Raw genomic sequence first — 10940 nt, 5'->3', positions numbered from 1 at the left:
TTCAGGCGGTCTGCGCGAGGAGAAAGATAAGCGGCGCCCTGCCCGCGGCCGTTACCGCCGCATCGGCTCACTTACCATAGAGTCTGATTTTTCTGTTTTCCGGCGGGAAATCGGTCCACGGGCCGGAGGTCAGCGCCCGCCGTGGCCGGCGTCGAACACGTCCACCACGCGGCGGTACTCGGTGGGCGTGGTGCCCAGGTGCTCGCGGAAGAAACGGGTGAAATGGCCCGGGGCGGAAAAACCCATGTCGTAGGCCAGGTCGGCGACCGGCGTCTGGCCCGCGGTCAACGCGGTGATGGCCGCTTCCATGCGCAGCACGTTGGCGTACACGCGCGGCGTCAGCTTGGTGGTCTTGCGGAAAAGCTCGAAGAAATGCGCGCGCGACAGCCCGCATTCGGCCGCCAGTACATCCATGTCCAGCGACTGCCCGATGTTCTCGCGCATGCGGCCGATGGCCCTGCGGATGCGCACGTCGCCATGGTGCTGCCGCAGACTGCCCAGCAGCGACTGGTAGCTGCGCCACTCGGAATGGTGCTCGATCGTGGCGATCATCAGCTGGAAAAGACGCTCTTCCAATTGGCCGGCGGGCAGTTCCGCCGTCAGCAGCATGTCCCGCGCCAGCGCATCGGCCAGCTTGCGCGCCGCCGGCGACAACGCGACGCAGGGCTGCTGGAAGAAATGGGGGTGCGCGCTGACCGTCAGGGCCTGCTGGATGCCGGCCAGCCAGCCGGGCTCGATGTACAGGGCCAGGATCACCGTGCGCTGCACTTCCGCGCCGTTATGGCTGTAGGAATGGGGCTCCCAGGCATTGACCAGGACCGCGCTGTCGTCCGTCAGCGGCTGCGGCTGGCCGCGCACCGAAAAATACGTATCGGCGCCGAAGGCCTTGATCAGCACGTGGCAATGGTGATGCGCATGCGACACCAGGAGCATGTTCATGTCGAGCAGCGCGACACGCCCGAACTTGCCTTGCAGGATCCTGATTGCAGCTGACATGGTGGGAATGCTCCACGTACCCGTATACGACAAGAGCCCCGGGCGCTCCTTGTGTTGCCCGGAAGGTGCCGCGCAATGGAATATTCACGGCGCGAAGACGTGCGGCGAGTCTTGGGATTTTAATATATCCCGTTGAAATCCCTGCCCGCGCCGCCGGTCGCCCGGAACGCACATCCATGCCTCACCTGAACTTGCGCTCGCCACGCCGGACGACGCCCCTATCGTCGTCCTGGCCTTGCTGCCCGGCTACGAGGACCGGGGCATCGGCAAGAAGCTGCTCGGAATCGTGACCTAGGCATGGCGCACCGCGACGCCTGCCACCGGAGCGAACATTTTGTAATGAATTCGTCCGCGTTGTGCAATCGACATCCCGTCCAGGCACCGCGTCCATTCCGGCCCATTGCTTATCATAGAGGCCGTTCTCGGCATCACAACGACAACAACTCATGGGCCAAGCATTCCAGGAGCTTTCCACATCGCAGGTCATGCTGGCAGGCCTGCTGTTTTTCGGTGGTATCTACCTGCTGTTCGGCGCCGCGACCTGGCTGCTTACCCGCCACGTCCTGCCCGCACTGGGCGTGGGGCGCCCGCTGGACCCCCGTCCGCTCGCGCCGGGCCAGTTGCGCCGCGAACTCCTCCAGTCGGGCATGTCCATCCTGCTGTTCGGCACCGGCATGATCTTTCCGTGGGGCCTGCTGCAGCTCGGATGGGCCAGGCTGGATCCGGCCGCAGGCGGCTGGAAGATCGCGCTGGAAATCCTGTCCCTGGTGGCCTGGAACGACGTGCACTTCTGGATCAATCACCGCCTGCTGCACACGAAGCCGCTGCGCCGCTTCCACCTGCCCCACCACCGCTCCATCGTCACCACGCCGTTCTCGACCTACAGCTTCCACCCGGTCGAGGCCCTGATGCTGGGCAACGTGATCCTGCTGCCCATGGTGGTGCACGACTTCAGCTTCTGGTCGCTGGCCTCGGTGCCGCTGTTCAGCCTGTTCTTCAACTGCATCGGCCACGCCAACTACGACTTCTTTCCGCGCGTGTCCTACGCCCACTGGTTCGCCGCCAGCCGCCGGCATCACCTGCACCATGCCTGTTTCAACGGAAACTACGGGTTCCAGTTCACCTTCATGGACCGGCTGTTCCGCACGCGCCTGCAGGCGGACACTGCGGCGCTCCTGTTGCAGGCCCACGACCGCAGGACCGCGGCGGGCCATGAATAGCGGGCGCACTTTCCTGCCCACGCTGCGCAACCGCCGCGACTGGCAGAGCCTGCTGTATCTGGCCGCCTTGCCGGCACTTGCCGCGTGGCAGTGGCACCACGGCTTTTCGCTGCCCCTCTACGCGCTGATGCTGTTCCTGACCCTGGGCATAGGCGTCATCCACCACAACCACACCCACGTGCGGATGTGGCGCGGCCGCTGGGCCAACCGCGCCACCGATTTCTGGATCACCCTGCTGCAGGGGCACCCCACGTTCGTGTTCTATCCCGCGCACGTCGCCAACCATCATCGCCACCGGCACGGTCCGCGGGACATCGCTCGCACCTACCGCTTCGGGGGCGATACCAACCACCTGTGGGGCTACCTGATCCATCCGGTGCAGGCGGCATGGGTCCTCTACCCCGCCTTCGTCCGCTGGCTGCGCCGCCTGTACCGGCACTGGCCCGGCGCCTGGCGCTACTGCATGGCCCAGTACGCCGCGTGGCTGGGCTTGTGGGCCGGGCTGCTGGCGCTGAACCCGGCCAAGGCATTGTTGTTCGTGATCGTGCCGCAGTTGCACGGCCTGCACTGGCTGCTGGCCACCAACTATCTGCAACATGCCCACGCCGACGGCGGCCCCACGCGCAGCCATACATTGGGCTATGCCCGCAATTTCGAAGGGCTGGTCAACCCGCTGCTGTTCAACATCGGCCTGCACACCGCCCACCACGAGCACTCGCGCGCCCACTGGTCCGAACTGACCCGCCTGCACTACCGGCGCTACCGGCATCGCGTGCCGGCCGCGCTGAACGAACCCGGCCTCGTGCCCTACATGTTCCGCGTCTTCGTCCTGGGAAGCTTCAGCGCGCGCTTTCGCACGCGCTCCCTGACGACCCGGACCGCCCCACGCTAGGCCGCCGAGCTCCCTCGAGAGAACCCCATGCCCATCGCCTTCGACCGCGTCTACCTGCAAAGCGCCGGCTACTTCATGCCTGGCCAGCCGGTGTCCAACGACGAACTGGACCGCTACATCGCGCCCTTGAACCGCATCTCCGGACGCATCAAGCAGCGCATCCTGGCCGAGAACGGCATCAAGCAGCGCTACTACGCCATCGACGCCGAAGGCGGCACCGTGTACAGCAACGCCAGGATGGCCGCCCATGCCATCCGGGACTGCCTGCGGCGTGCCGACGCCCGGCTGGACGACGTATCGCTGCTGGCCAGCGGCAGTTCGGGCGGCGACGCCCTGATGCCCGGTTTCGCCAACATGATCCAGGGCGAACTGGCCGCCCACCCCATGGAGACCCTGTCGGTGCACGGCATCTGCGCCGCCGGCGTCTCGGCCATCCAGGCCGCGGCCCAGGCCGTGGAAATGGGCGGCCACGACCGCGCCCTGGCCGTGGCCAGCGAACTGCCCTCGCGGCTGTTCAAGCGGTCGCGCTTCACCGCGCACGGCTACGATGCCGACTTCGATTCCCACTTCCTGCGGTGGATGCTGTCCGACGGCGCCGGCGCGTTGCTGCTGGGCAATGCGGGATCGGCGCTGCCCGGCGCCTCGCAAGGCGTGCGCCTGAAACTGAAATGGGTGCACCAGCGCTCGTTCTCGGGCGACTATCCGGTGTGCATGCAACTGGGCCTGTCCGCGGACCGCGAGCGCGTGCACCTGGACTATCCTTCCTGGACCGACGCGGAAGCCGACGGCGCGCTGGCGCTGCGCCAGGACATCCGCCTGCTGCCCCACCTGTTCGACATCGGCATCCACGAATACGCCGGGCTCGCACGGGACGGCTGGGTCCGGTCCGACCGGATCGACCATTTCCTGTGCCACTACTCGTCCGAGAAATTCATCCCCGTCGTCAAAGACCTGCTGGAGAAGGCCGGCCTGGAGATCCCGCAGGAACGCTGGTACAGCAACCTGGCCTGGCGCGGCAATACCGGCGCCGCGTCCATCCTGATCATGCTGGCCGAATTCCTGGAGACGCGCGCCGTCGAGCCCGGCCAGCAGATCCTTTGCTACATCCCCGAGTCCGGGCGCTTCACCACCGCCTACATGCTGTGGGAAGTCGAAAGCCTGGATGCCGCGCCCGCCGCGGCCGCCGCCCCGCCCGCGGCGCGCGTGGCCGACACGGCCGGCAACGATCTCATCGCCCCGCCCCATGACCCGGCCACCGCGTCGCCCGAACTGGGGCCGCTGCTGACCGAACTGGCCTCCATCTGGCACGACTACCGCTCGCGCGTCTGGCGCACTCCCCTCGTGCACAAGCTGCGCACCCGCCGCTTCCAGACAGGCGACTACCTGAACTGGATGGAAAACTGGATCCCCCAGGTCCGCGAAGGCAGCAAATGGATGCGCGAGGGCGTGGCCTCGCTGGGCCCCGACTACCAGCCCCTGGCGGCCTTGATCGAGACCCATGCGGGCGAAGAGCAGAATGACTTCAGGATCCTGTTCCAGGACTACCGGAACGCCGGCGGGCCCATCGCCGATCTCGATGCCCTGCGCCGCAACCCTGGTGGCGAAGCCCTGAACGCCTACCTGCATGGCCTGGCCGCCACCCGCGACCCGATCGGCCTGCTGGGCGCCATCTACATCATCGAAGGTACCGGCCAGCGCATCATTCCCGCCCTGCTGCCCCTGCTGAAGGCCAGCCTGTCGCTGCCGCCGGACACCTACCGCTTCCTGGAATACCACGGCCACAACGACGAGAACCACCTGGCCCGCTGGCTGGCCGCCGTCGAACTGGCCCTGGACTGCGACCCGACGGGCCGCGCCACCCGACGCATCATCGACACCGCCCGCCACACCGCGGCCCTGTACCTGATGCAATTCCACCACGTCATGGAGAACGAGGCCCCATGAAAAAATCCCCGCCCGACTTCCTGGCCCAGAAGCACGACCCCGCCGACCCCAACCCCTGGCTGGCCCTGTACCTGGACCGCAGCACGCCCCTGCCCGACGCGGTCAAGAAAAGCTGGCTGACCGACTCCAGCAGCAACTCGCGCCAGTACCTGCTGCCCCTGCTGCGCCCCATCGCGCGCGGCTTCATCATCCTGATCCAGCTGCTGAAGATCTTCCTGCCGCGCAACTGGTCGCACTCCCGGCTGCTGCACCGCGTGCTGGCGTGGGGACTGACGCGCTTCGTCTCGCCCGAGGCCAATTGGCTGATCCTGCGGCACTTCCATCTGGGGGCGCAGATCCTGGCCTTCATCGCGGCCAACTCGCCGGTGCCGATCACGACCACGCCGCTGGAGCCGCGCAACATCGACGACCTGAAGGACGATCTGTTCGTCAAGCACGACCTGAATCTCTTCAACTTCGTCATCCGCCTGAACCAGGCCTTGCGCGACGCGGGCATCGAGATGCACCCGCCGGCCCGCGTGGATTTCTCCATGATCCGCGATCCCGGCCTGCGCCTGGAGGACATGCCCCGCACGCGGCTGAACTTCCTGGACCTGCAAAGCGCCATCGAGCTGTTCACACCGCTGTACCAGCTCATGCTGACCGACAACGACTTCTGGCGCGCCGCCAACTCGCTGCAGCTGGACGAGACCATAGGCATCTACGCGGCCAAGCTGATGGGCGCGCCGGAGCACCTCATCCTGGTCAACAACAAGCATCCGCTGGTGCCGATGTCCACCCTGCGGGCGGGGTACCGGCTGGTGCTGCACGGGTTGTCGACGGAGATGCTGCATAGTCTGCTGATGGACCGGAAGGCGGCGCGGGAAAAAGAAGAGGAAGCTGTGGCGGCGTGAACGTTCGTTTATTGCCGTGAACCCGAACCTGCTCAAGGAGGCCTCGGAACTGGATCGGCTGCGGCGGGACGGCACCGTGCTCCTCCTGCATTGCATCCCGCTTGCCGTGAAGGTGTGATCGACGAGCAACCGGCGATCGATCCGATGTGCGGAGCGGCTTGACTTCGCCAGGCGCCTGAGCCAAGGTAAGGCCGTGACTTCCACGCATGAACGACAGCCATGCCGACAATGACGCCAGCCTGGCGCCACGCCCGGATCAAGGTCGGATGCGCCGGCTGGTCCATTCCCAGCCGCCATGCCCATTTGTTCGGCCCGGGCGATAGCGCCCTGGCACGCTATGCGACGCGCTTCCCCGTGGTCGAGATCAATTCTTCGTTCTATCGGCCGCACCAGCCCGAGACCTACGCGCGCTGGGCCGCAACCGTTCCCGAAGGCTTCCGGTTCTGCGTCAAGCTGCCGCGCAGCGTGTCGCATGAACGCCGGCTGCAGGACACGGGCGCCGCGCTCGACGCCTTTTTCAGCCAAGTTCGCGAGCTGGGCGAAAAACTGGGAAGACTCCTGCTGCAACTGCCGCCCTCCCTGGCCTACGATGCGCGCACGGCCTCCACCTTCCTGCGCATGCTCCGCCGCCGGACCGACGTCGCCATCGTATGCGAGCCACGGCACGCCAGCTGGTTCACCGACGACGCCACCGGCATGCTCGAGCGCCACGGCATCGGCCGCGCCGCGGTGGATCCCGCGCCCGTTCCCGACGCGGCCCATCCCGGCGCGGACCGCTCGCACAGCTACTGGCGCTGGCATGGCGCGCCCCGGATCTACTACAGCGAGTACGATCGCGACGCGCTGCGGGCCCTGGCCGAGCGCGTCGTCCGGGAACGCGGCCAGGGCGACGCCCCCTGGGTGATATTCGACAACACGGCACAGGGCTTCGCCATCCAGAATGCGGCGCAGATGCAGGATATGGTTGCGGCATAATTCCCTGGCACTGCGCTCCCGCCCTTGCCGAGGAAGGTCCGATATGAAAACGCGTCGCCTTGTTTCCCTCCTGCTGGCCATGTCCGCCGCCGGCCTGTCCGGCCCCGCCCCGGCACAATGCGTGGAATGCGCGCAGCAGATGTTCCAGGCCACCCTGACGACCAACATCTGGTACAACATCAACCAGGATCAGATCGACCAGACCCGCAGCCGCGACGCCAGGAACGGCACCTGCTACGACGCCAACCGCAGCTTTGAAGGATGCCGCGGCAAGGCGACGACGGCCAGGCCGACGGGCATCGCCCCCAACGCCGCCAGCCAGGCGGAAAATGCCGTGCTGGCCGTGCTCAAGACCGAGCACAGGCGCCGGGCGCAGGCTCAGGGAGCCGCGCACGCCAATCAATGGCTGAACAAGGCCGCGGGCGACACCGGCCGCCAGGTCGCCGCGCTGAACGCCGAGTATCGGCGCCGCGTGGACACGGACGGCAGCACCAGCGCCGACAAGTGGTATGTCGACAGCGCAACCCGGATCGCCACGCAATATGTCCATGGCGGCAACGCCCAAGACGCCCTGGTGGGCGGGATTCCGGCCGCGACGCGCCAGCGCGCGGAAGACGCGACCTTTGCCGTATTCGAGCCGGAGCTCGACCGCCGCAGCAAGCGCGACGGTCAAGCGGCAACCATCGCATGGATGCGCGCCATGGGGCAGGCGGTGGGCGCCGGGGTCAGGAATCTCGCGCCCGAGTACCTGCAGCGCGCAAAAGCGGACGGCCAGGCCAGCGCGGACGCATGGTATGTCGAGCAAGCAAGGAAACTGGCCATGCTGCAGATACGCGGCGGACCTTGAGGCGCAAGGCCTGCAGCATCGGACTGAACCGGGGTTTATCTCCCGGGCGGCGCACGTATATTTTTGACATTTCCGCCAGACCATCGAGCAGCTAAGCTAAGACCAACGGCCGATGCCTTCGCTTGGAGAATGCCGATCATGCTCAACCGCCATATCGTCCGGGGTGGACTGGCGCTCGTTCTGCTGGGCCTGGCGGGCTTCGGCGCGTGGCTGTCCAGCCTCCCGCCGGCGTCCGCGCCCGCCCAAGCCCAGCCGGTCGCGGCAGGCGACGTGGACGCCATGCTGGCCTCCCTGCAGCCGCCCGGGCACAAACGCCCGCTGGTCGCCGTGGTCGGCCTGAACGATGCCACCGAAACCACCGATTACCTGATGCCCACCGGCATCCTGCGGCGCGCCGACGTGGCCGAAGTCGTGACGCTGGCGGCCGGGCAAGGCCCGGTCAAGCTTTTTCCGGCGCTGACCGTCCAGGCCGATGCCACCATCGCGCAATTCGACGCCCGGCATCCGGCGGGAGCCGACTACGTCATCGTGCCCGCCATGAGCCGCGACGACGATCCGGCGGTGCTGGCGTGGCTGCGGGAGCAGTCCGGCAAGGGCGCGATCGTCCTGGGCGTGTGCGCCGGCGCCAAGGTCGTGGCCGCGGCCGGCCTGCTGGACGGCAAGCGCGCGACCACGCATTGGTACTATCTGCAGGACATGCTGGACAAGCATCCTTCCATCACCTATGTCGCCAACCGGCGCGTGGTGGCGGACCGGGGGGTCGCGACCAGCACGGGCATTTCCGCATCCATGCCGATGATGCTGACCCTGATCGAGGCCATGGCCGGACGGCAGAAAGCCGAAGCCGTGGCCCGCGACCTGGGCCTGCCCTCGTGGGACCTGCGCCATGCCAGCCAGGCCTTCGTGCTGAGCCGGCCCTTCGCGACGACGGTGCTCGGCAACGTGCTCGCGTTCTGGAACCGGGAGCGGATAGGCGTGGAACTCCAGCCGGGCATGGACGAGGTGTCGCTGGCCCTGGTCGCCGACGCGTGGTCCCGGACCTACCGCTCGCGGGCGTTATCGTTCGCCAGGACACCGCAGGCCGTCGAAACCCGCAACAAGGTTCGCGTCATTCCTGACGCATCGCCGGCCGACCGCCCCTCGGCAGCGCCCATGGCCGCCTTCACCGACCGGCGGCCGGCGCAAGCGCTGGACCAGACGCTGCACGCCATAGCCGGACGCTACGGCGCGCCTACCGCGAGCGCCGTCGCCCTGCAACTCGAGTATCCCTGGAGAACCTCGCCATGATCCCCACCCTTACCGCCGTTGAACGCTCGCCCGATGGCGGCGGGGGCCGGCGACGGGAATGCAGGCCGCAACGGCAGCCGCGCGGCATACACTGTCGGTCGACCAAGCTACCAGCGCTTTCCGCGCCCGCCCTACCGTGACCGACACGTCCTTTACCTCCCTGCCTCTTTTGCCCGCCTTGCTGGACAACCTGCAAGGCCTGGGCTTCCAACAGATGACGCCCATCCAGGCGCAGGGCCTGCCGCTCATCCTGGAAGGCCGCGACCTGATCGCGCAGGCCAAGACCGGCAGCGGCAAGACCGCGGCCTTCGGCCTGGGCGTACTGCAGAAGCTGGACGTCGACCGCCTGGTTCCACAAGCGCTGGTCGTCTGCCCCACCCGCGAATTGGCCGACCAGGTCGCCCAGGAACTGCGCCGGCTCGCCCGCCTCATCCCCAACGTCAAGGCCCTGACCCTGTGCGGCGGCACCGCTGCCCGGCCCCAGACCGAATCGCTGGCGCGCGGCGCCCACCTGGTCGTGGGCACGCCCGGACGCATCCAGGACCACCTGGAACGCGGCAGCCTGGACCTGTCCGCCCTGAACACCCTGGTGCTGGACGAGGCCGACCGCATGGTGGACATGGGTTTCTACGACGACATCGTCGCCATCGCCTCGCACTGCCCCGCCAAGCGCCAGACGCTGCTGTTCTCGGCCACCTACCCCGACAACATCCGCAAGCTCAGCGCCCGCTTCCTGCGCAACCCGGCCGAGGTCAAGGTCGAGGCCCAGCATGACGCCAGCCGCATCGAACAAATTTTCTACGAAATCGACGAAGGCGAAAGACTGGACGCGGTCGTCGCCCTGCTGGCGCACTTCCGCCCCGTCTCCACGCTGGCCTTCTGCAACACCAAGATCCGCAGCAGCGAGCTGGTCGAACGCCTGCGGTCGGAGGGGATCAGCGCCCAGGCGCTGAACGGCGACCTGGAACAGCGCGATCGCGACGAGATCCTGATCCAGTTCGCCAACCAGAGCTGCGCCGTCCTGGTAGCCACCGACGTCGCCGCTCGCGGCCTGGACATCCAGAACCTGGGCGCCGTGATCAACGTGGACGTAACCAAGGACACCGAGGTCCACGTGCACCGCATCGGCCGCAGCGGGCGCGGCGACCAGAAAGGGCTGGCGCTGAGCCTGTGTTCGCCCGAGGAAATGCGCTGGGCCAATCTGATCGAGCAATACCAGGGCTCGCCGTTGAAATGGGGCGATCTCAAATCGCTGCGCGCCAAGGCCGATCGCCCGCTGCGGGCGCGCATGATCACCTTGTGCATCCAGGGGGGAAAAAAGGACAAACTGCGGCCCGGGGACCTGCTGGGCGCACTGACCGGCGATGGCGGCCTGGCTTTCGAGCAGGTCGGGAAAATCAATATCACCGAATTCAGTTCTTATGTAGCGCTGGACCGGCAAATTGCCAAACAGGCATTTGCGCGGATTTCCAATGGCAATATCAAGGGGCGGCGGTTCCGGATGCGGTTTCTGGAGGAATTCTGAACTCCCCCAGACCGCGTGGCCGGAAAGCGCAAGATCCAGCTGAACCGGACGAAAGGCCCATGCCCGTCCGGTTTGCCGTCCCCCGAAAGTTTTTTCCCGCCGACGCCCAAACCAGGGATTTCTTTCTGGCCCATGGGTAAACAAAGAAAAAAGCCGGCTTCGGGCCGTCATTTACCCCCCTTTTTCGTGATTGCTTGAAACCTCAACTCTTCTAGAATCGATACCTTGATGAAATCGGATTGACACGTCGCCCACCCCTTGCCGCGCGAGAAGATCACGAATGCAGAATGAAGCTGTTTTGGATCATCGTCTTTTGGGCGGCCATGGCGCAGGTGGCGCGTTGCCGCAGCAAGGCCGTCGC

General features: G+C 66.7%; 11 protein-coding genes. 9 read left to right on the top strand and 2 right to left on the bottom strand.

All coding sequences use genetic code 11. The features are described 5' to 3' along the window. Nucleotides 1-129 precede the first annotated feature (129 nt). The gene (locus N5K27_RS23290) at nt 130-996 is read right to left on the bottom strand and encodes an AraC family transcriptional regulator (protein WP_132978801.1); all 867 of its coding nucleotides are present in this window, start codon (nt 994-996) and stop codon (nt 130-132) included. Nucleotides 997-1442: 446 nt separating this feature from the next. On the opposite strand from N5K27_RS23290, the gene N5K27_RS23285 reads away from it, so the two are divergent. The 9 genes from N5K27_RS23285 (at nt 1443) to dbpA (ending at nt 10579) form a co-directional block, all read left to right on the top strand. Next, nucleotides 1443-2216: a sterol desaturase family protein gene (locus N5K27_RS23285; protein ID WP_279819346.1), complete on the top strand. Its 774-nt coding sequence runs from the start codon at nt 1443-1445 to the stop codon at nt 2214-2216. Beyond that, on the top strand, nt 2209-3108 hold the full coding sequence (locus N5K27_RS23280; RefSeq protein WP_279819344.1) for a fatty acid desaturase: 900 nt from the start codon (nt 2209-2211) through the stop codon (nt 3106-3108). The genes N5K27_RS23285 and N5K27_RS23280 overlap by 8 nt, the downstream gene beginning before the upstream one ends. Before the next feature lie 27 nt (nt 3109-3135). Further along, nucleotides 3136-5052, top strand: a complete 1917-nt coding sequence (locus N5K27_RS23275; RefSeq protein WP_279819341.1) for an iron-containing redox enzyme family protein — start codon at nt 3136-3138, stop codon at nt 5050-5052. Beyond that, on the top strand, nt 5049-5945 hold the full coding sequence (locus tag N5K27_RS23270) for a hypothetical protein (protein ID WP_279819338.1): 897 nt from the start codon (nt 5049-5051) through the stop codon (nt 5943-5945). Before N5K27_RS23275 ends, N5K27_RS23270 begins: the two co-directional genes overlap by 4 nt. A gap of 16 nt (nt 5946-5961) precedes the next feature. Next, nucleotides 5962-6063 (top strand): amidase, encoded by a 102-nt coding sequence (locus N5K27_RS23265; protein ID WP_217896323.1) that lies wholly within the window; start codon nt 5962-5964, stop codon nt 6061-6063. Between the two features lie 101 nt (nt 6064-6164). Beyond that, on the top strand, nt 6165-6920 hold the full coding sequence (locus tag N5K27_RS23260) for a DUF72 domain-containing protein (protein WP_132978796.1): 756 nt from the start codon (nt 6165-6167) through the stop codon (nt 6918-6920). A 43-nt stretch (nt 6921-6963) separates the two neighbouring features. Continuing rightward, entirely contained in the window at nt 6964-7767 is an 804-nt protein-coding gene (locus tag N5K27_RS23255) for a hypothetical protein (RefSeq protein ID WP_132978795.1), read from the top strand. Between the two features lie 138 nt (nt 7768-7905). Further along, the gene (locus N5K27_RS23250) at nt 7906-9054 is read left to right on the top strand and encodes a DJ-1/PfpI family protein (protein ID WP_087840262.1); all 1149 of its coding nucleotides are present in this window, start codon (nt 7906-7908) and stop codon (nt 9052-9054) included. A gap of 136 nt (nt 9055-9190) precedes the next feature. Further along, on the top strand, nt 9191-10579 hold the full coding sequence (dbpA, locus tag N5K27_RS23245; protein WP_279819332.1) for an ATP-dependent RNA helicase DbpA: 1389 nt from the start codon (nt 9191-9193) through the stop codon (nt 10577-10579). A gap of 167 nt (nt 10580-10746) precedes the next feature. On the opposite strand, the gene N5K27_RS23240 is transcribed toward dbpA, so the two are convergent. Further along, nucleotides 10747-10940 (bottom strand): hypothetical protein (locus tag N5K27_RS23240; RefSeq protein ID WP_279819329.1); only part of this gene is annotated, 194 nt, incomplete at its 5' end.

This window comes from Pigmentiphaga sp. GD03639 (assembly GCF_029845405.1).
Classification (GTDB): domain Bacteria; phylum Pseudomonadota; class Gammaproteobacteria; order Burkholderiales; family Burkholderiaceae_B; genus Pigmentiphaga; species Pigmentiphaga daeguensis.
Note: the sequence above shows the minus strand (reverse complement) of the source record. Positions and strands in the feature narration are given on the sequence as shown.

What these genes read in the sequence shown, in the direction of transcription:
- N5K27_RS23285 (WP_279819346.1), top strand. Translation starts at nt 1,443, where the DNA reads ATGGGCCAAGCATTCCAGGAGCTTTCCACATCGCAGGTCATGCTGGCA.
- N5K27_RS23250 (WP_087840262.1), top strand. Translation starts at nt 7,906, where the DNA reads ATGCTCAACCGCCATATCGTCCGGGGTGGACTGGCGCTCGTTCTGCTG.
- N5K27_RS23260 (WP_132978796.1), top strand. Translation starts at nt 6,165, where the DNA reads ATGCCGACAATGACGCCAGCCTGGCGCCACGCCCGGATCAAGGTCGGA.
- N5K27_RS23280 (WP_279819344.1), top strand. Translation starts at nt 2,209, where the DNA reads ATGAATAGCGGGCGCACTTTCCTGCCCACGCTGCGCAACCGCCGCGAC.
- N5K27_RS23275 (WP_279819341.1), top strand. Translation starts at nt 3,136, where the DNA reads ATGCCCATCGCCTTCGACCGCGTCTACCTGCAAAGCGCCGGCTACTTC.
- N5K27_RS23290 (WP_132978801.1), bottom strand. Translation starts at nt 996, where the DNA reads ATGTCAGCTGCAATCAGGATCCTGCAAGGCAAGTTCGGGCGTGTCGCG.
- N5K27_RS23255 (WP_132978795.1), top strand. Translation starts at nt 6,964, where the DNA reads ATGAAAACGCGTCGCCTTGTTTCCCTCCTGCTGGCCATGTCCGCCGCC.
- N5K27_RS23270 (WP_279819338.1), top strand. Translation starts at nt 5,049, where the DNA reads ATGAAAAAATCCCCGCCCGACTTCCTGGCCCAGAAGCACGACCCCGCC.